Genomic DNA, 20,696 nt, shown 5'->3' with positions numbered 1-20,696 from the left:
TACAAGATAACTTGTAAATCATTTCTTAACATACTTGATTGTTCTGTTCAGTTTTCAAGGATCAAAATGTGTTACTGCCTAGCAGCGACAGTAGATAAATTATAACACCGTTAATATGTGATGTCAATTACAATTTACAGTAGTACGACTGTTCGTTTCGTCAAGATATGACTTAATGCGACAGTAATGAATATGTTACACGTTTAAGAAAGAAAAGTCAATACTATTAATCATCTTTTCTTCACAAATTCTTTACAATACTATTTTCCCGTTAAAACACCGATTAAACTTATACACTGTAGCTAATCACATAGAAAAAAGCAGAGCTATTCCCTTCATCTAATAAAAGGAATAGCTCTGCTTATTTTAATCAACTTCATATAGACTATCTTTCCACCATCCAAAAAATGAACCACTCTAATGAAATTGTACTATTAAAACACGCTTAATTTAGTTAGCTACGATATTAACTAATTTCCCTGGAACCGCAATTACTTTCCGAACTGTTTTTCCTTCTAGGCGCTCCTTGATATCTGCGTTGTCTAAAGCATGCTGCTCTAATTCTTCTTTCGTAGCATCTTTTGGAACCATAATCTTAGCGCGCACCTTACCCATGACTTGAATAACAACTTCCACTTCATCTTCTACTAATTTAGCTTCGTCGTATGCCGGCCATGCTTCATAACTAATTGATTCATCAAACCCAAGCTTTTCCCAAAGCTCCTCTGCAAGGTGTGGCGCTACAGGAGATAGGATTTTAATAAAGCCTTCCGTATAGTCCTTCGCAATGTGATCAGCTTTATATGCTTCATTAATGAATACCATCATTTGCGAGATACCGGTATTAAAGCGTAAGTCTTCAAAGTTTTCGGTAACCTTTTTCACCGTTTCATGATAGACCTTTTCCAAACTATCTTCCTGCACACTGTCTACTACTTTGTTTACAAGTTTGCCTTGATCATCTATAAATAGTCGCCATACACGGTCAAGGAAACGTCTCGCTCCATCTAAACCATTCGTAGACCAGGCAATTGATGCATCAAGTGGGCCCATAAACATTTCATACAACCTTAGCGTGTCAGCTCCGTGAGATTCTACAATTTCATCCGGATTAACTACATTGCCTTTTGATTTACTCATTTTCTCATTGTTTTCGCCAAGAATCATGCCTTGGTTGTATAGCTTCTGAAACGGTTCTTTCGTAGGAACTACACCAATATCATAAAGGAACTTGTGCCAGAACCTAGCGTAAAGCAAGTGTAGGACCGCATGCTCTGCTCCTCCAATGTACGTGTCGACTGGTAGCCATTTGTTTAAATGATCGGTATTTGCAAGCTGTTCTTCATTATCTGGATCAATAAAACGTAGGAAATACCAACAGCTTCCTGCCCATTGTGGCATTGTATTCGTTTCTCTCCGACCTTTCAAACCGCTTTTAGGATCGACGACATGTACCCAATCATCGATATTAGCTAAAGGTGATTCCCCCGTACCTGACGGCTTAATTTCCGTTGTTTTCGGTAGAACAAGCGGCAATTCTTCTTCTGGAACACCTGTCATTGTACCGTCTTCCCAATGGATGACTGGGATTGGTTCACCCCAATAACGTTGACGGCTGAACAACCAGTCTCTCAAACGATACGTTACCTTTCGCTCACCCTTACCATGTTCCTCCAACCATTCTATCGCTTGCTTAATACCATCTTCCTTATTCAACCCATTTAAGAAATCGGAATTAATGTGCTGTCCATCACCTGTGAATGCTTCTTCCTTCACATTTCCACCTTCAAGAACAGCTGTAATTGGAAGATCAAATTTTTTCGCAAACTCATAGTCACGTTCATCATGTGCAGGTACCGCCATGATCGCACCAGAGCCATATGTCATAAGCACATAATCAGCAACCCATATCGGAAGCTTTTCTCCATTAATAGGATTCACCGCATAAGCGCCTGTAAATACACCTGTCTTATCTTTTGCTAAATCGGTACGTTCTAGATCACTTTTAGCTTGCACGTCATCTATATATTTTTCTACCGCTCCACGTTGTTGATGTGTTACTATTTTATTAACTAACGGATGCTCCGGAGCCAACACTGCATAAGTGGCACCGTACAACGTATCCGGACGAGTAGTGAACACAGTAAACGTGTCTTCATAGCCGTCGATACCAAAGTGAACTTCTGCGCCCTCGGATCTGCCAATCCAGTTACGTTGCATATCTTTGATACTTTCTGGCCAATCCAATTCTTCTAAATCTTCTAGTAAACGATCTGCATAAGCTGTTATTTTCAACATCCATTGCTTCATCGGCTTTCTAACTACCGGATGACCACCACGCTCACTTTTCCCGTCGATTACCTCTTCATTGGCAAGTACCGTTCCTAATGCCGGGCACCAGTTAACAGCAACTTCATCGATATAAGCTAAGCCTCTATCATATAGTTGCAAGAAAATCCATTGTGTCCATTTATAGTAGCCTGGATCGGTTGTGTTTATTTCACGATCCCAATCATAAGAAAAACCTAGCTCTTGAATTTGACGACGGAAAGTGTCAACATTCATTTTTGTGAATTCTGCTGGGTCATTTCCAGTATCTAACGCATACTGTTCAGCGGGAAGCCCGAATGCATCCCAACCTATCGGGTGTAACACTTCATAGCCTTGCATACGTTTCATTCTAGCGATGATATCAGTTGCCGTGTAACCTTCTGGGTGACCAACATGCAACCCAGCCCCTGACGGATACGGGAACATATCAAGAACATAAAACTTCTCTTTCTTTGTTTCTGTTTTCGTTTTAAATGTTTTGTTATTTAACCAGTGTTTACGCCACTTTTCTTCAATATTGCGATGATCAAACGACATCGATTGCGCCTCCTCTATACAACTATTAAGTATTAGTGATTATCTGAGTCAATTTCATAATTACCTTATACAGCTAGCTAATAATCAGTGTTTGAAATTGACTAATTTGTACAAGTTATAAATTATTATTGCACAAATAATGAAAAATCCAAAAAAACGAGAAAAATCCCCCATCCCACAAAAGGGACGAGAGATTTTTCCCGCGGTACCACCCAAATTAGCACATCAGCGTGCTCACTCTAATCCTTAACGCGGAATACGGCATAAGCTAATAGTTTCACTTATGCAACATCAAAGGTGAGTTCACAAAGTTCAGGGACAGCTCGCACCACCCGCTGCCTCTCTTGTGTCCTGAAACTTTGCTACTATTCCTTCTCATCGTCGTTCAAAGTTATTGTAACCGTATTGTAATGAAAGCAGGTACCTTTGTCAAGGTTTACCATGTCAGTCAATTTTATAATACTGATTTTAAGCTTTTCACATCCACTTATATGTGAATTAATCCGCTTCCAAACTATAGGTGGATATAAAAGCTGTGTAAAGTATGATGGGAATTGACCATGTACCCTCATCTTAAATTATATTTGTGTATGTTGATAATAATATTGCATCCAATCGATTACATTCATTTTGTAGCGTTCTCGAATTTCTTCGACGGGAGCCTGTGCAATCACTCTTCCTTGTTTTAATAAAATCACTTCATCTAACAACGGTTCTATATCTTTAATCTCATGTGTTGTTAAAATAACTGTTTGTTGTTCCAAATCGACAAATTGAATCATACCTTTAATAATCGATTCGCGCACCATTGGATCTAACCCAGAAAAAGGTTCATCTAACACAAGGTATGGTGCATTCCGGGATAGTGTGACCATTATTTTCACTCGACCTCGATTTCCCTTTGATAAATGACTTATCTTACTTGATGAATCTAAATTCATAAAATGCATGATTGCCTTCGCTTTTTCTCTGTCAAAATCCGGAAATTGACTTGCATAATAATCAACAAGTTGTTGGATTGTTAAATATGGATAAAAATAGTCTTGGTCAGTGGCATATGCTAGTACCTTTCTGATCTGTCTTGTGACCGGTTGTCCGCCAACCGTTATTTTGCCTCTCGTAGGCTTGAGCAGACCAGAAAGCAAACGCAACAAGGTTGATTTTCCGCTTCCATTTTCTCCAACAATACCAACAACCTTCCCTTGTCCAATCGTAATATTACAAGAGCTCAGTGCTGCAAATCGAATAAATTTCTTGCTAACGCCTTGCATCTCAATCACGCTCATTCCCCTCCCGATTATATAGCTTCTCTATACCTGCAATCATTTCATTAACGGTAAATCCTAGCTCATTCATATCATTTAAGAACGCTTCGATGTATTTACTTTTCATCTCTTCTCTTAACTGCTGTAACCTTTTTTTATCGGTTGTGACAAATGTACCTTGACCTCGTTTTGTTTCAGTTATTTGCATTTGCTCTAACTCCCTGTATACACGTTGAATCGTATTTGCATTAACCCCTGTCTCCACAGCAAAATCGCGAACAGAATCGAGCTTTTCACCTAATTGCCGCTCCCCCCGAACTATTTCACTACAAATTCGGTCAATTAATTGGAGATAGATTGGTCGATCAGGTAAGAAATCTATAGTCACCTCGTCTACACCTCCACTTTACGATTAAGGATGTAAACGGATAGAAAATATAGAAGCACACAAATAACTGCATAAAACAAAATGAAACCAAAATCAATGAATAATAAACCATTGCTCGTGCGGTCACCAACGAGAAACGGGATTTCCTCGGCTCCATTTGAACGCAAGCTGAACGTCCCCCAACTTGTAAGATTGGTGTAGATGGCCAAGCTTTTAAATGCACTAAACAAACTAGCCGCCAAATAAAGAATTCCAAACAATAGAAGTGCACTTAACCCCCAACCTACATAATGTCTAAACCATTGATGCAAGCACCATACAACAAGCACAATTGCCGTTGGATAAAAGCTATACAAAAGACCAGATAAACAAAAAAACCATAAATAATCCCACAAGCCAAGCGCACTTGACATCACATCATTATGAAACAAATAGAAAATATAAATGGACAAACTACAAATGAGGTAAAAGCTTATCGTCAGGAGTGCACCATGTACTATTTTTATAATGATTTGCTTGTGAATAGAGTGTACGGTGTGAAGAAAATGTTGTAGCTGATTCGACTCTGTATTAAAGCTAAATAAAATAGTAGCAGGCATAATAATTAAACCGAACACTAATAATCCTACAAAATCAACCAAGCTAAACGCATTCCTGGCCATTACTGCAATCCATAGAACAAGACAAATCACAAAAATGATATTAAAGTTTCGCATCATCCGCCATTCTTTTTTCCAAAGACCAATCCATTCGTTATTCACTTTCCCACATCCCCTTGTATTAGTGTACTATTTAAATAGTACACTAATACAAGGGGAAATACAAGAAAAAAAATAAAAATTGCAGGATGCCGGTTAGCGACCCGAAACAAAAAATGCCTCGCCAACCGAAATGGTCGACAAGGCTTGCCTGAGGTGAACCTATCTATCACTAAATTGTGTTGTATCAACGTGATCCAAAATCATGTCGTTCAAGCTATCACTCACGCGAAGGTGCAAGCGATGTAATTGATCTCGTTGCTGATGATTTGCACTATCCATTAGCTTTTCAATATCATCATATACGTTGGCTAATCTTTGCTGTGCTTCTGTATAGCCGTTATCTACATCATAACCATTGCGATTCGTTACATTTAACTGCGCATTGGCCTCGGCTAAACATTGGTTGGCTTTTTCAATAAGATTTTCGACCGATTGTCTCGTAGCCACTTTAATCACCTCGTGTATAGAGTGTTCGAAATGGATAACTGCATACATGGAAGATGTTGCAGAAGTCGCTTTCTGATAAGATACGGACGTGCTACAATGAAAGGCGATAACATTTAAAGGAGTTTTACCTATGGCTACAAATCCATTTCCACACGCTTTTGATCATAAACGATATCATTCATGGAATTATCATTTAAAACAAATATTTGGACATAAAGTATTTAAAGTTGCCTTAGACGGAGGATTTGATTGCCCCAATCGTGACGGCACTGTTGCTTACGGCGGATGCACCTTTTGTTCAGCAGCAGGAAGTGGTGATTTTGCCGGTGATCGCGTAGACGATCTAGAAACCCAGTTTAATGCTATTAAAAATAAAATGCACCACAAGTGGAAAGACGGCAAATACATGGCTTATTTCCAGGCCTATACGAATACGCATGCACCAATTGCAGAACTACGCGAAAAATACGAAACAGTGCTTAGGCAAGACGATGTTGTAGGTCTTTCAATCGCCACAAGACCAGACTGCTTGCCAGAAGATGTTGTGGAATACTTGGCAGAACTTAACGAACTAACGTATCTTTGGGTTGAATTAGGATTACAAACGATTCACCAGGATACATCTGATTTAATAAATCGCGCTCATGATTTGCAGTGTTATTTAGAAGGTGTGGAGAAATTAAGAAAGCACGGCATTCGCGTATGTACCCATATTATTAACGGCTTACCCGGAGAAAATTATCAACGTATGATGGAAACAGCGCGCGCTGTAAGCGAAATGGATGTACAAGGAATTAAAATCCACTTACTTCATCTGCTAAAAGGGACACCAATGGTGAAGCAATATGAAAAGGGCTTGCTCGAATTTTTAACAAAAGAAGATTATATCAAACTGGTCGTTGATCAACTTGAAATCTTGCCAGAGGATATGATTATTCACCGGATTACAGGGGATGGTCCACCAGATTTATTAATTGGACCAATGTGGAGCATGAATAAATGGGATGTTTTAAATAGTATTGATAAAGAATTAACACAACGCAATAGCTGGCAAGGAAAATATGACAACAGGAAGGACAAAAGTGTATCATGTTAAAACGTGTACTCGCTTATGCACATGAATTACTGCAACTATCTGTCGTACCTGGAGAAACTGTCATCGACGGCACATGCGGAAACGGCAACGATACAATTTTCTTAAGTAAGATTGTTGGTGAAGACGGACGCGTGTTAGCCTTCGACATTCAACAACAGGCAGTCGAATCTACAACAAACCGCATGCATGCAGAAGCAATAACGAATGTGGATGTATTCCAAGAAGATCATCAATACATCGAAAAATATATTACACCAGCGCTTGAAGGTAAAATAGGTGGTGCGATTTTTAATCTTGGCTATTTACCGCGCAGTGAGAAAACCATTATTACAAAGCCCGATAGCACGATTAAAGCTGTTGATCGCATTGCCGCTTCCTTAAAAACATGCGGAATAATCGTTTTAGTCGTCTATTACGGACATCCTGGTGGGGAATTAGAAAAAGAAGCTATTCTCGAACATCTGCACGAATATGACCAAAAGCACTTCAATGTCTTGCGATACCAATTTGTAAATCAAAAAAATAACCCGCCATTTGTACTAGCAATAGAGAAAAAATAATTACGGACACCAGATTTTCAAAAGATCTGGTGCCTTCATTATCCAATTTCACTTCTCATACGTGCGCGAACCTTTTTACCAGTTGTCGCATTCACACTTTTCTTCTTAACTTGTTATACATTCGAACATTCCAATGAAAAAAGGTTGATCGAAATCCGCCCGCTTGCAACAATGTTTTTGTTACATCTTTTCCATTATCCAACTGTTTCACCTTTGGGTCAGCTAAATATAACCCTACTAAGCCATTGTGAACCATTTCATGAAAATGTCGATCGGGTAGCTGTTGCACATTGCTGTTTGTCTGTTTGATAAAATGGAGCAACCTCACTTTCATATGTTCTTGGGTCTCATAATAATTGCAGAAGTTCAAATCACCTTCCACTTTATCCTCTTGCTGATCAATATAATAATCCAACAATATATGTAATCCTTGCATATAAGGAAAGTAGCTATTAAAAATTTCAGTTGCCATCCGCTCTGATAACGCTTGTCCCATTGCATAAGACACAAGACAAAATATCCCCAGCGTAGATCCACTGCATGCAGAGAACTCATACCAACTGAGTGATGGCCAATTGCTTTTATGCGTATTGTACCAATTTTCTAATCGAGGAATTCGCTCTTCCTCTTTTACATGTTTATGTACTTGCAGGTCACTATAAAGTTGTTCCAATTTTAATAAATGTGGCTTTATTTCTTCATAGTTCGGTATAGCCCGCAAATAGTTTTGACACGTGCGCACTAGATCTGCTAAATATTCACCATCATTTTGGTCTTCACGATACATATAATAGTTTTTTATTTCATTGTTCGGCATTAAAGCATCTTCCATCGCTTGGTGGAGCTGACGGAAATCAGTAGGGTCTAAAGACGTACTACGGTCACATAAATTATCTAAATAATCACTAATAGTTTGGTAAGCGATAATGAATTGAATTGCATCCTGCCATTTGTGTTTGGCTAAGACACTATAAACCGCACCACCCTGACAATGAAACTTCTTATCGGAAATGCTTGCTAAAGCTTGTTCTCTTAATTCTTGATTCGGAATTTCTTGTGCTCGTTTTTTCCAGTAATCTAATACTTTATTGACTTCTGGAAATACTTTTCTGTACACGAATTGTAATAATACTGGTGAGGTTTTTGGTGCAGAACGGTACAAATCGGTTTCCCCCATTTCAATTTATCGATGTCAAATTTATCTCTATTAGGAACATATGCTATCATTATTATAACACCATTTCTAAAGGAGAATTCAAATGATATATGAATATGATGGAAAAAAACCGGTAATAGATGAGACAGCATACATTGCAGAAGACACAGTCATTACAGGAGATGTAACTATCGATGCTGAAGCAAGCATTTGGTTTAAAACGGTGATTCGCGGCGACGTAGCACCTGTGCATATCGGCAAACAAAGTAACGTGCAGGACCTGTGCATGCTCCACCAAAGCCCAAATATGCCGTTAGTTATTGAAGAACAAGTCACCATTGGGCACCAAGTAACGCTACACTCTGCCATTGTTCGAACAAAAGCATTAGTAGGAATGGGATCAATTATCTTGGATGGCGCTGAGATTGGAGAGCAAGCCTTCATTGGTGCCGGAAGTCTTGTACCACCCGGAAAGAAAATACCGCCACGCACACTTGCATTCGGACGTCCAGCAAAGGTGATTCGCGAACTCACTGAAGAAGATTTCAAGGAAATGGAACGGATTAAAAATTCCTACGTTGAGAAGGGACAATATTATAAAAAGCAGCAACAGAAGAATGAGTAAAATATTTCTTTACTCGTTCAGTGCTTTTGGTGCTTTCTCACACATGGATGTTTATTGAACTGTGATGTTTTCGCGTGTTTTGTGCTAAGACTTACTCGATCACTTGCTGAACTAGTACGTTTCCACGTGTTTTGCGCTAAGACTTACTCGATCATTCGCTGAACTAGTATGTTTTCGCGTGTCTTGTGCTAAGACTTACTCGATCAGCTGCTGAACTAGTACGTTTCCACATATTTTGTGCTAAGACTTACTCGATCATCAGCTGAACTAGTACGTTTTCACGTGTTTTGTGCCTAGACTTACTCGATCATCAGCTGAACTAGTACGTTTCCACATATTTTGTGCCTAGACTTACTCGATCATCAGCTGAACTAGTACGTTTCCACATATTTTGTGCCTAGACTTACTCGATCATCAGCTGAACTAGTACGTTTTCGCGTGTTTTGTGCCAAGACTTACTCGATCACTTGCTGATCAGTGATCTTTCACTCGATCGAAGCACAGACACCCTCGTTCATAAGCTAATTCGAAGCAAAACTCACCAACACCACTAACCAACCACCCACACAAACGAAAGGAGCCTGGCACACAGCCAGGCTCCTTCACTATAAAATATAATTAATTAGCAACGACAAATTTCTTTAAGCTATCGATTTTATCTGTTTTTTCCCAAGTAAATTCGATATCTGTACGACCAAAGTGTCCGTATGCAGCTGTATCTTTGTATACGGGTTTTCTTAAATCAAGCATCTTAATAATGCCGGCTGGTCGTAAATCAAATACGGCACGTACTGCTGCAACTAAGCTTTCTTCATTTGCTTTGCCTGTTCCAAATGTATTAATTGAAATGGAAACCGGCTCGGCTACACCGATCGCGTATGCTAATTGCACTTCACAAGAATCAGCTAAATCAGCTGCGACGATGTTTTTCGCTACATAACGCGCAGCATATGCAGCTGAGCGGTCAACTTTTGTAGCGTCTTTCCCACTAAATGCACCGCCACCATGGCGCGCATAACCACCGTACGTATCTACAATAATTTTACGTCCTGTTAATCCTGCATCCCCTTGAGGTCCACCAATTACGAATCTTCCTGTTGGGTTGATGAAGTATTTTGTCTTCTCATCAAGCAATTCTTTAGGAACGATTGGATTAATAACCGCTTCTTTAATATCCTGTTGAATTTGGCTTAATTCAACTTCTGGGTGGTGCTGTGTGGAAATGACAATCGTATCAATACGAATCGGCTTGTCATTTTCATCATATTCAACGGTTACTTGTGTTTTACCGTCCGGGCGTAAGTAATCTAGTGTTTCATCTTTACGAACATCAGATAAGCGCTTAGCAAGCTTATGTGCTAATGAAATAGGTAACGGCATTAATTCTGGTGTCTCTTTATTGGCATAGCCAAACATTAAACCTTGGTCACCAGCACCAATAGATTCAATCTCACTTTCCGTCATCGTACCTTCGCGCGCCTCTAACGCCTGGTTTACCCCACCTGCAATATCAGGTGATTGCTCATCAATTGCAGTTAGCACAGCACATGTCTCCGCATCGAAACCATACTTTGCACGTGTGTACCCAATCCCTTTTATTGTCTTACGTACGATACTTGGGATATCAACATATGTACTAGTTGTGATTTCTCCAGAAACTAGTACCAAGCCAGTTGTTACCGTTGTCTCACATGCAACCCTTGCATTTGGATCACTTTTTAAAATTTCATCAAGAATGCTGTCAGAGATTTGATCACATATTTTATCCGGGTGTCCTTCTGTGACAGACTCTGAGGTAAATAATCGACGATTTGCAGCCATTCTGCATAATCCTCCTTCATGTAAACAAGTAATACGGAACTTCTCTTTTTCCCTGTCATTTGCTTTGAATTATATACATTAGCTCTTTTCAAGTTCAGAAAAAGCAGTTATATATAAGTATTAACTAATGATGTTAAAATATGAGGGTAACCCACAATTGGCTTGTATTGGCCACGGGTATAAAAGGGTTTCCCCTATCCACTCTACTTATCGTTCAAGGAACATGTCCTTGCTACAGGTTAGCACCTTTTCCTAATCTCTAGGTGGTTGCCGGGCTTCATTGGGCCTGTCCCTTCACCAGCTCAGGATAAATCGAGTCCGTTCGCACTTTATCGTAACGAAACTAGTATATATTGTCAATGATTCAAACTGCGATTTTGACATGATTTGAAAATAACTTTTATTTACGTTGTCTCTAAAACACTTTTAATTGATCGATCCGTTCTAAACTATTAGGCAGAACACCATCTTTCATCATAAAACTGAAATCTGGATCCAAGGCAATTCGATCTGGAAGGTCAGCTAAATATATCGGTCCGTCTGTTTCATAGTAAGTTTCCTGTTCAATTACCATGTCTATCGTTGCAAAATAAACATTCTTAATCACATGATCACTTTTTCCGCGCACATAATATTGACCAATATAAATTAACTCTCCCACTGATCCACCCGTCTCTTCGTGTACTTCCCGTATGGCAGCATCCTCCGCTGTTTCCCCATCCTCTACTTTTCCTCCAGGAAATTCTATGCCCCTATCTTTATGCTTCGTTAACAGCCACTGATTGTTGAACCTGCAGATTACCCAGACATGTTTTGGACCTGATGAAAAAGGATGATCGTCGAATGACAATTCGACTTCATTGTTGTAATAATCCTTAAATATTACCATAATTACTTCATCTACCTTCTTCATTAATAATAGTATTATATTCGATAATTTCCTTTGGTGATTAAATATCAACTTCTAATTACATCATCTCATAAGCATTACCTTTTTGGGAATTCATTTGAACGATATCGTTCATGAATGTCCAATTATATTTATACTGTTCTATACCTGTTTTCACTGTTTAGGTAAACATATGGTTACAAAAGAATCGGACGCAGATTACTCTGCGCCCAACACTCCCATGCTTTCTATATGGTCTCTTGTTTTTTCATCACCAAGCTTGTGTATCATTTCAAATGCCTTTTTTATTCCTTCGTCATATCGATCATTCGATTTATCGTTGTGATATGGCATCGCTGGAACGTGCGCTCTGAAAAACGATTGTATATCCGCATTGTACATATTTTTAAACAACTCTCGTAACTGGTGCACTTCTTCATGTGTTGCATTTATCGTGAAATCGTTGTTATCTCCTACTTGAACTTGTGAAATTTCTTGGGAACCAATATCAATAAAATACGTGTTTTTTTCCATCATTCACCCTCCTACCCGTTAATTTTCCTCAACTAGATAATATTTATGAACAATTTTTCAATATTTTTGCATAAGGTATGTTACATGAGTCAATTTCATATTTACCTTATAGTGAGTGCTATCTTCATCCATATATAGTTCAGAGACGGTTTAATCCGACTATACATGGGTGAAGATAGCTAAAAATCAATATTATGAAATTGACTAACATAGACATTACTTTTCGAAGGGAATGACAGGATGAGATTTGAAGAAGATCTACTGCAATTATATTTGCGACATTTTGATAACAATGACGAAGAATCGTTAGAGCACTTTATTCAGTCTGTATTAGAGCAAATGGATGAAAAAGATTTGTTAGAAGTAATTCACACGTGTAAAAAGGAGGAATTGCACAGTATATTAAGTAAACATTTGCAGGTAAACATAGAAAACAAACTTAAATTCGAACAATATGATATTGATGACAATGACCAACTTTCTATTTAATACATTAGAAAAAACCCCATCTTCATAAAAAGATGAGGTTTTAATAGACTATGTTATTGTAAACTTGCTTGGGCTTGAGCTTGTGATTCAGCAACTGCACGTTTTATTAAACAACGTCCTCTGCCATGTGGGATACACATTGGTGTACCAAACATTGGATCATAAGTAACATCACATTTCATTTGGAATACATCATGAACCATGTTACAGCTAATTATTTCTTCTGGTCGACCTTGAGCGTATACTTTTTTATCCTTAATAGCGACAATATGATGGGCGTATCTACATGCCAAATTTAAATCATGCAGCACCATCACAATTGTACGTCCATCTCGTTCATTTAGTTCAAATAACAAATCCAGAATTTCTATCTGGTGTGTCATATCTAAATACGTAGTCGGCTCGTCAAGGAGAATTGTGTCTGTTTTTTGTGCCAATGTCATTGCAATCCATGCTCGTTGGCGTTGACCGCCAGATAAAGAGTCCACCGCACGATCCTTTAGTTGAAGCATGTTGGTTGCTTGAAGCGCATCATTAACCGCCAATTCATCTTCTTGCGACCATTGTTTGAACAAACGTTTATACGGATGTCTGCCTTGCTTTACAAGGTCTGCAACTGTTAATCCCTCAGGACTAACTGGACTTTGCGGAAGAATTGCTAGTTTTCTCGCGACTTCCTTCGTCGGCATTTTGGCAATCTCTTCTCCATGCAGGATGATGTCTCCATCCATAGGCTTTAAAAGGCGCGCCATTGAACGAAGTAATGTTGATTTTCCACAACCATTTCCCCCGATTAGGACCGTTATTTCACCCTTAGGTATTGTTATGTCTAATTCATCTATGATAATTTCCTCACCGTAGCCGAGGGTTAATTCTCTAGCTGTTAATGTATCCATTTGCAATCTCTCCCTTTACGAGCAGCCTGCTTTTTAACTATCTATTTTCTAATTTATAATCATTCTAATAATTACTTTTCATAATTAACGCTATTAATAGTGTATGTGGTTTGTTCCATTTCGTCAATGAATATATGAGAATCTTTCTCATTAATTTTATCAATTGTCACTATTTAACACTTTTTTTATTAAGCCAATCGGGTTATACTATCGGTAACGAACATATGTTCTAAGTGAGGGTGATGATTTTGGTTAACTATAACCTTTATCCACGTAATGATGTGCTTTGTATTGATATGCGCTCCTTTTATGCTAGCGTCGAATGTGTGAAAAGAGGATTAGACCCTATGACTACCCTGCTCGCTGTCGTCGGGGACAAAAATCGATCCGGCAGTATTATTCTCGCCGCCTCACCCACACTTAAGAAGAAGCATGGCGTAAAAAATGTTAGCCGCTTCTTTGATTTGCCAGACGATCCCGACATTCACGTTGTAGAAGCGAAGATGGGCGATTATTTAAAGGTATCGGTTGAAATTACCAGGTTGATTAACCAATATGTGCCAAAAGAAGCGATTCACCCCTACTCCGTCGATGAGCTGTGGGTCACCGTCAATGGATTGGAAAAAAGATATGGAAGTAGAAGAAATGTCGCTCAGTTAATAAAAGACGAGCTGTACGAAACGATGGGCTTAACTTGTTCGATTGGGATTGGCGACAACAAGTTTTTGGCTAAGGTTGTGATGGATTTATATGCAAAGCAAGAAGGGATCTCAGAGTGTACATACGAGGATGTCGAAGCAAAATTGTGGCCGACTCCGATTGAAGAAATATGGGGCATCGGCAAACGCATGATGCGCAATTTAAATCGGATTGGGATTGTTACATTAGGGCAACTGGCTAACTACTCCTTGGACCGGCTAAAAAAACGATTTGGCGTCATGGGTGAACAATTATACTGGCATGCATGGGGCGTTGACCTTAGCCCAGTAATTGGTGATTTTCAAAAGCAAGACCAAAAAGGCTTTGGACACGGAATTACGTTGCTACGCGATTATAACGGCGAAGAGGTTTTTGCTTGTATTTTGGACCTTGCGGAAGAGGTTTGCCGCCGTGCTCGTACCGCAGGCAAAGCCGGACGGACGATCCATTTAGGAATTGGCTACTCGCAAGAAACGGGTGGTGGCTTTAGTCGATCACGATCGGTTGGTATCCCAACAAACGTAACCCTCGATATTTACCGGGTATGTAATCAGTTATTTCACGAATTTTATGATGGGCAAAGTAAGGTTCGTCGTGTGTTTGTAACATTAGATCATTTATATGACGACGGAGCAACACAGCTTGATTTATTTGAAGATAAAGCCAAAAGAAAAGACATTGGTTATGTGATGGATCAAATTAGAGATAAGTATGGATCTGCCTCGCTATTAAGAGCAACTAGCTTTACCGATGCTGGAGTAACATTAGAAAGAAGTAAAAAAATTGGCGGACACAAAGCGTGACCGCCATCGCCAATCAGTTAATCTTGTTCAGAGTCTTTCAACCATTCCACCAATTGATAGCGTTGCAACTTTTTAGCTGCATTGCGTGGCAATTCGTCAACAAAATAAATCTGCTTCGGCACTTTATATTTTGCTAAATAATTCGCACAATAATCAATAATTGACTCTCGATCTACATGTCCCTCTTTTTTAACGATAAAAGCAACAGGTACTTGCCCCCAACGCTTATCGACTTTACCGACTACACCAGCTTCTTTAATTCCTTTCAACCCGACTAGTACACTTTCTATTTCTGCCGGGTAAATATTTTCGCCACCAGAAATAATTAAGTCCTTTCGGCGATCCATTATATAAAGAAAACCTTCCTCATCCACATAACCTAAATCACCAGTAGAGAGCCATCCCTCATGCAAAGCTCGCTCGTTTGCCTGCGCGTTTTCATAATAGCCGTTTGTAACCATCGGACCTTTCACTATTATTTCTCCAACCTCATTGGCAGCAGCAGGCTTGTTATCTGAACCAACGATTTTTATTTGAGCAGGTAATAACGCTTTTCCCGCTGAACCAAGCTTGTCCAGTGCATAACTCGGGCTAAGGGTCACAATTTGGGAGCTTGTTTCTGTCATTCCATACGTTTGAAACACAGGAACACGAGAGACCTTAGCTGTTTCTAACAGCGGTTTAGGAGCAGGTCCACCACCAAGTAGCATACACCGGAAGCTTTCTGGATAGTTGTCATCCCCTAATTCATCGAGTAGCTCGACTAACATCACAGAAACGACCGATAACATCGTAACACCTTGATTCATGATTGCGTGATGTACCGTCTTTTCATCAAATTTTCCCATGATATAAGCAGTCATCCCGTAAACGACACTTTTCATTACAATTGATAGACCACCCACATGAAATAACGGCAGTACTAAAAGCCATTTGTCTCGATCACTCAGACCGAGATTTAGCGCCGAAGCAATAGCACTCCAGAAGTGGTTTCCATACGTGTGTGTAACCCCCTTAGGAGCCCCTGTCGTCCCTGACGTATAAATAATAGTAAATAGGTCATCGAGCGCTAATTCGTCCTGCAATCGCCCGTTAGTTTCGGATAAAGCACCTATCTTTTCAAAGTCGCATACAACAATGTTACGAGTCGTTATGGCAACGGATTGCTCTGCTGCATTCATTAGACTAGGCTGGGTGAGCACCACTGTCACATTAGCATCCTTTAATTGATACGCAATTTCAGCAGCGCTCAATCTTGTATTCAGTAATACAACAACCGCACCTACATACGATAAAGCATGGATAGCAACTACCATAGCAAGGGAATTTTGCGCATAGATTCCAACATGATCTCCTCGTTTCACACCATAGGTAATTAATTTACCAGCATAGCTCTGGCTCGCTTGTTTTAATTGTTGAAAATTCAAGGTGGTTCCATTAGGCAATTCGATCGCTATTTTATTTGGGGAAAGCTCGGCTTGTTTATTTAACCAATGTGGAATAACTTCAGACATATGTATTTCCTTTCTCAACTTAATCTAGCTTTATTTAAACACAAGCGCCATTGTTTGCCTAATCTAATATCGATAATAATCATTAATTGCTTCCTTAACACATATGCATAAGACGAGGTTTAGAAAACGAGTGCTAACAGGAAGTCTACGAAGGCAATAAAGGAGAGTTGGCAATGAAACAAACACAAGGGATCCTTGTTATACCCGCATATGTCCTGCTACTTGCTTCCCTCTATTTTGATTATAATTTAGGCGTTTTTGTTGGACTAGGAGTCATTGTGTTAACCCTAATCTTAAGACAAATAAGAATGCATAAGAGCGGTTCAACAGCCGAAAATCCGAATGCAGCGGTCGATACGAGCGAATCGACTGGAAGCAGAACAGAATTTGATATGGTAGAAGACGAATAACTACAATAATGAAAATGCGAAACAAGTATGAAGCTAGCTTGTTTCGCATTATTTTTTTAATTACTTTACTTTTTAAGCAACCTCTTTTAAGGGAAACGAGGAAACTGTTTGAAGTCCGGATCACGCTTCTCTTTAAACGCATCACGACCTTCTTTCGCTTCATCCGTTGTGTAATACAGCAGTGTCGCATCTCCTGCTAATTGTTGCAAACCAGCTAAGCCATCCGTATCAGCATTAAAGGATGCTTTTAGGAAACGAAGGGCAGTAGGTGATTTGTCTAACATTTCTAAGCACCATTGTACCGTTTCTGCTTCTAATTGATCTAGTGGAACAACCGTATTAACGAGTCCCATGTCCAACGCTTCTTGCGCATTATATTGACGGCATAAGAACCAAATTTCTTTCGCCTTTTTATGTCCAACGATTCGAGCTAAGTATCCAGCACCATAGCCAGCGTCAAAGCTTCCCACTTTTGGCCCTGTTTGTCCAAAAATAGCATTATCAGCTGCAATCGTTAAATCACATACCACATGTAACACATGACCACCGCCAATAGCGTAACCAGATACCATCGCAACGACAGGCTTTGGAATCACACGAATTAGTCTTTGCAAATCTAATACGTTTAAGCGCGGGATTTGGTCATCCCCTACATATCCACCGTGACCGCGTACCTTTTGGTCACCACCAGAACAAAATGCTTGATCTCCTGCACCAGCAAGTACAATCACGCCAACATTTGCATCATCTCTTGCATAAGCAAAAGTATCTATTAATTCGTTAACTGTTTTTGGACGAAAAGCATTTCGTACTTCTGGTCGATTAATAGTAATTTTAGCAATACCTTGGTATGTCTCGTATAAAACATCTTCGTACTTACGTTCTGAAACCCATTCAATTGTCATAATAAAATCCTCCATCTTTTGCAAATCTATTTAGAAATTCTGTTACTATTGTATCAAATAATTCCATTTGTTCCACATGAATTGCATGACCCGCTTTTGAGATCACATGTAATGCTGCAAAGGGTAGTTGTTTTTTCATCTTGTTAGCAATTGCGACAAATTTGTGATCATACGCACCTACAACTAAGAGCACTGGAACAGAACATTCGGAAAGCTTATTCCACCACGCAGGCTGACTTCCTGTTCCCATTCCTCTCAACGAGGCGGCAAGCCCACTTGGACTTTGCTGTAAGCGTTCTTCTCTTATTCGCTGTTTAATAGTTTCCGGCAATTGTTTTTGGCTGTCAAACAAAGGAATATTCTCCCACTTATCAACAAATGTGGTAATTCCTTGTTCTTCTAACATCGTAGCAAGTGTTTCATCTTTAGCTTGCCTAGCAATTTGTTCATCTACATTTGCTAATCCCGGTGACGCACTTTCCAACACAAGTAAAACAACCTGTCTTGGATAAAGCATCGCAAACGACAAGGCCATGCGACCGCCCATCGAGTAACCAACAATATGACACCGCTTGATTTCGAGCTGTGTTAAAAGCTCGGATACATCTTCACAAAAAGATTCGGTCGAAACAGGCACTTCTGTATGTGTTTGACCGTGACCAGGTAAATCGATCACAATTAACCGGTAATGCTTCCAACGCTTTACATAAGACTGCCATGTTTCCGTACTTCCGGTAAAGCCATGAAACAACAATACAGGCATACCAGTGCCATATTGCTCGACCCAATATCGATTATTGTTCAATTGATAGTACACGGCCGCTCACCCTTTTAACAGCTCCATAAGAGCCGTCTCCGCTTCCTGCCACTTTTGTTTATGCCACTCGACGTTCTCAGCACGATCGGTTTTCACCTCAATAACTGACAATCCAGTTTGCTGATAGCTCTGACGCAGTGCCTGTTGAAACTCTTGCTTATTGGTTGGTTGTTCATATGTACCACCATACATCGATACCACATTTTCTATATCGATGTTCATCGGTGTTCCAAATAAAACTTCAAAATGTTTCGGATGCTGTGCTTGTGGTAAGAAGGAAAAAATTCCTCCACCATTATTATTAATCAGCACGATTGTCAACGAAATATTGTATTGTTTAGCAACCAGCATCCCGTTAAAATCATGAAAGAAAGACAAGTCTCCAATTAATAATGTAACATTATTTCCATGTACGGCCGCCCCTAAAGCACTAGAAGTTAAACCATCAATCCCATTTGCTCCACGATTACCAAGTAGCTTGAGCGGCTTTTCATCCGCAAGAAGAAACGTATCGATATCCCTAATCGGCATGCTGTTACCTATGTAGAGCGTACTACCATCTGGTACTTCCTCCGTCAGGTATGTTACGGCATGCCCTTCTGTGATTTTATCGATCATATGATCTCGTTGCAAAATTTGTTTGGTTGTCTGATTCATTTGCTGCCACGTTTGGAGCCACTGCTGATCAAAGGATAAAGATGCTCCTTGATCGGCTAAATCCATGCAAAATCCAGCTGGGTCAGCATAGATATAACTTGTCTTAGTCCCAGTTGGTTCCCGGTGTCCTTCATGGGATTCAACAACGATATGGTTCATATTTGGATACTGTTTAACATACATCAAATAAGATTTAGAGATTGGCATCGCACCAAATCGGATAATAAATTCTGGCTCTATTTGATCTCTAATTTTGTTATTTTTTAAAATCGTATCATAACTTTCAATAATCTGCGCCTTCTCATGCCCGCCTGTTCGTAGTTGTGATAATGGATCAGCTAAAATCGGTATTTGCCACTGATTCGCTAGCCTCACTACTACTTCAGCTAATGCTTCGTCAAATTGTGGCCCACAAACGATTAAGCCTCTCTGATAGGTGGCCAATTCACTAATCATATCATCTAGTTGATGAGGTGTTACTTGTCGTTGTCCTTCCACATAGCCAAGATAGGAGCTAGCCGTAGTTTCTCCCCAAAGATCACGAATAGAGAAATCTGGCAGTAACGGTTCACGAAACGGAAAGTTAAGGTGGACAGATCCTGCATTCCCTTGGTTTGCTGTATAAACAGCACGAGATGCTCTCGCTCTCACATAACTTAACATGTTAGGACTTGCTTCAGGTAATGCCATTTCATGAAACCATTTAACGTATTTACCATACATCTCGATTTGTTCAATTGCTTGCGGAGCACCAACATCACGAAGCTCATGTGGTCGATCGGCCGTTAAGATAAGTAATGGTACACGACTATAGTATGCTTCGACGATCGCCGGATAATAATTAGCGGCAGCTGTTCCTGACGTACAAACAAGAGCAACAGCTTTATTTTGCTGTTTCGCAATTCCTAATGCAAAAAAAGCGGCAGACCGTTCATCCATGTTAACCCAATGATTAATCTCAGGATGCTCGGCAAACATCATTGCTATTGGGGTTGAACGTGACCCAGGAGAAATGACTACATCCGTTAATCCACTTTTATTTAGTTCATCAACAAAATTGCCGATATATCTGGTTAGTATTTCTGTATGTTCCATA

Annotated in this window: 20 protein-coding genes, 1 riboswitch and 1 other annotated feature; of the genes, 6 read left to right on the top strand and 14 right to left on the bottom strand. The window is 39.6% G+C overall.

Annotation, left to right across the window (positions count from 1 at the left end; genetic code table 11):
* Positions 1–450: 450 nt before the first annotated feature.
* The 5 genes from leuS to ACI6MV_RS19260 form a co-directional block, all read right to left on the bottom strand.
* On the bottom strand, positions 451–2,868 hold the full coding sequence (gene leuS / locus ACI6MV_RS19280) for a leucine--tRNA ligase (RefSeq protein WP_407271947.1): 2,418 nt from the start codon (positions 2,866–2,868) through the stop codon (positions 451–453).
* 179 nt (positions 2,869–3,047) lie between these two features.
* Positions 3,048–3,256, bottom strand: a binding site (T-box leader).
* Positions 3,257–3,446: 190 nt separating this feature from the next.
* Complete coding sequence (locus ACI6MV_RS19275; RefSeq protein WP_407271949.1) at positions 3,447–4,139, bottom strand: ATP-binding cassette domain-containing protein; 693 nt, start codon at positions 4,137–4,139, stop codon at positions 3,447–3,449.
* Position 4,140: 1 nt separating this feature from the next.
* A complete protein-coding gene (locus ACI6MV_RS19270) occupies positions 4,141–4,521 on the bottom strand; it encodes a GntR family transcriptional regulator (protein WP_407271946.1) in 381 nt (126 codons plus the stop codon).
* A 5-nt stretch (positions 4,522–4,526) separates the two neighbouring features.
* Positions 4,527–5,282 carry a hypothetical protein gene (locus ACI6MV_RS19265; protein WP_407271945.1) on the bottom strand — a complete coding sequence of 252 codons (756 nt, stop codon included), beginning with the start codon at positions 5,280–5,282 and terminating at the stop codon, positions 4,527–4,529.
* Between the two features lie 159 nt (positions 5,283–5,441).
* Positions 5,442–5,729 carry a DUF2524 family protein gene (locus tag ACI6MV_RS19260; protein WP_407271944.1) on the bottom strand — a complete coding sequence of 96 codons (288 nt, stop codon included), beginning with the start codon at positions 5,727–5,729 and terminating at the stop codon, positions 5,442–5,444.
* 130 nt (positions 5,730–5,859) lie between these two features.
* Between ACI6MV_RS19260 and mnmL the strand changes: the two genes are divergently transcribed.
* Both mnmL and mnmM read left to right on the top strand, forming a co-directional pair.
* Complete coding sequence (mnmL, locus tag ACI6MV_RS19255) at positions 5,860–6,825, top strand: tRNA modification radical SAM protein MnmL/YtqA (RefSeq protein ID WP_407271943.1); 966 nt, start codon at positions 5,860–5,862, stop codon at positions 6,823–6,825.
* Positions 6,819–7,385 carry a tRNA 5-(aminomethyl)-2-thiouridylate-methyltransferase MnmM gene (gene mnmM / locus ACI6MV_RS19250; RefSeq protein ID WP_407271942.1) on the top strand — a complete coding sequence of 189 codons (567 nt, stop codon included), beginning with the start codon at positions 6,819–6,821 and terminating at the stop codon, positions 7,383–7,385. The genes mnmL and mnmM overlap by 7 nt, the downstream gene beginning before the upstream one ends.
* 91 nt (positions 7,386–7,476) lie before the next feature.
* Here the strand turns inward: mnmM and ACI6MV_RS19245 are convergent, their stop codons facing one another.
* Entirely contained in the window at positions 7,477–8,562 is a 1,086-nt protein-coding gene (locus tag ACI6MV_RS19245; protein ID WP_407271941.1) for a tetraprenyl-beta-curcumene synthase family protein, read from the bottom strand.
* A gap of 82 nt (positions 8,563–8,644) precedes the next feature.
* Between ACI6MV_RS19245 and ACI6MV_RS19240 the strand changes: the two genes are divergently transcribed.
* Positions 8,645–9,166, top strand: coding sequence for a gamma carbonic anhydrase (locus ACI6MV_RS19240; RefSeq protein ID WP_407271940.1), 522 nt, complete (start codon positions 8,645–8,647; stop codon positions 9,164–9,166).
* A gap of 618 nt (positions 9,167–9,784) precedes the next feature.
* Here ACI6MV_RS19240 and metK read toward each other — a convergent pair.
* From metK to ACI6MV_RS19225, 3 genes are all read right to left on the bottom strand, one after another.
* A complete protein-coding gene (gene metK / locus ACI6MV_RS19235; protein ID WP_407271939.1) occupies positions 9,785–10,987 on the bottom strand; it encodes a methionine adenosyltransferase in 1,203 nt (400 codons plus the stop codon).
* A 204-nt stretch (positions 10,988–11,191) separates the two neighbouring features.
* Positions 11,192–11,301, bottom strand: a riboswitch (SAM riboswitch).
* A 101-nt stretch (positions 11,302–11,402) separates the two neighbouring features.
* On the bottom strand, positions 11,403–11,900 hold the full coding sequence (gene ytkD / locus ACI6MV_RS19230) for an RNA deprotection pyrophosphohydrolase (RefSeq protein ID WP_407271938.1): 498 nt from the start codon (positions 11,898–11,900) through the stop codon (positions 11,403–11,405).
* A 195-nt stretch (positions 11,901–12,095) separates the two neighbouring features.
* Complete coding sequence (locus tag ACI6MV_RS19225) at positions 12,096–12,410, bottom strand: hydrolase (RefSeq protein ID WP_407271937.1); 315 nt, start codon at positions 12,408–12,410, stop codon at positions 12,096–12,098.
* 240 nt (positions 12,411–12,650) lie between these two features.
* Between ACI6MV_RS19225 and ACI6MV_RS19220 the strand changes: the two genes are divergently transcribed.
* Positions 12,651–12,899 carry a hypothetical protein gene (locus ACI6MV_RS19220; protein ID WP_407271936.1) on the top strand — a complete coding sequence of 83 codons (249 nt, stop codon included), beginning with the start codon at positions 12,651–12,653 and terminating at the stop codon, positions 12,897–12,899.
* A 53-nt stretch (positions 12,900–12,952) separates the two neighbouring features.
* Here ACI6MV_RS19220 and ACI6MV_RS19215 read toward each other — a convergent pair whose 3' ends face one another.
* Entirely contained in the window at positions 12,953–13,795 is an 843-nt protein-coding gene (locus tag ACI6MV_RS19215) for an ABC transporter ATP-binding protein (RefSeq protein WP_407271935.1), read from the bottom strand.
* Positions 13,796–14,037: 242 nt separating this feature from the next.
* Here ACI6MV_RS19215 and ACI6MV_RS19210 point away from each other — a divergent pair, with 242 nt between their 5' ends.
* Positions 14,038–15,297, top strand: coding sequence for a Y-family DNA polymerase (locus ACI6MV_RS19210; protein ID WP_407271934.1), 1,260 nt, complete (start codon positions 14,038–14,040; stop codon positions 15,295–15,297).
* Between the two features lie 17 nt (positions 15,298–15,314).
* On the opposite strand, the gene ACI6MV_RS19205 is transcribed toward ACI6MV_RS19210, so the two are convergent.
* Complete coding sequence (locus ACI6MV_RS19205; RefSeq protein ID WP_407271948.1) at positions 15,315–16,811, bottom strand: o-succinylbenzoate--CoA ligase; 1,497 nt, start codon at positions 16,809–16,811, stop codon at positions 15,315–15,317.
* Positions 16,812–16,984: 173 nt separating this feature from the next.
* Between ACI6MV_RS19205 and ACI6MV_RS19200 the strand changes: the two genes are divergently transcribed.
* Positions 16,985–17,221, top strand: a complete 237-nt coding sequence (locus ACI6MV_RS19200) for a hypothetical protein (protein WP_407271933.1) — start codon at positions 16,985–16,987, stop codon at positions 17,219–17,221.
* 86 nt (positions 17,222–17,307) lie between these two features.
* On the opposite strand, the gene menB is transcribed toward ACI6MV_RS19200, so the two are convergent.
* Genes menB through menD form a run of 3 tightly spaced genes read right to left on the bottom strand, consistent with a single transcriptional unit; the run spans position 17,308 to position 20,695 of the window.
* Positions 17,308–18,126, bottom strand: coding sequence for a 1,4-dihydroxy-2-naphthoyl-CoA synthase (menB, locus tag ACI6MV_RS19195; protein WP_407271932.1), 819 nt, complete (start codon positions 18,124–18,126; stop codon positions 17,308–17,310).
* Positions 18,116–18,943, bottom strand: a complete 828-nt coding sequence (gene menH / locus ACI6MV_RS19190) for a 2-succinyl-6-hydroxy-2,4-cyclohexadiene-1-carboxylate synthase (protein WP_407271931.1) — start codon at positions 18,941–18,943, stop codon at positions 18,116–18,118. Before menH ends, menB begins: the two co-directional genes overlap by 11 nt.
* A gap of 6 nt (positions 18,944–18,949) precedes the next feature.
* Positions 18,950–20,695, bottom strand: coding sequence for a 2-succinyl-5-enolpyruvyl-6-hydroxy-3-cyclohexene-1-carboxylic-acid synthase (gene menD / locus ACI6MV_RS19185; protein WP_407271930.1), 1,746 nt, complete (start codon positions 20,693–20,695; stop codon positions 18,950–18,952).
* Between the last annotated feature and the right edge of the window lies 1 nt (position 20,696).

The organism is Radiobacillus sp. PE A8.2, from assembly GCF_045635475.1.
In the GTDB taxonomy this organism is placed as follows: domain Bacteria; phylum Bacillota; class Bacilli; order Bacillales; family Amphibacillaceae; genus JBJGXI01.
The sequence above is the reverse complement of the archived record's forward strand: the minus strand, read 5'-3'. Positions and strand labels throughout refer to the sequence as shown.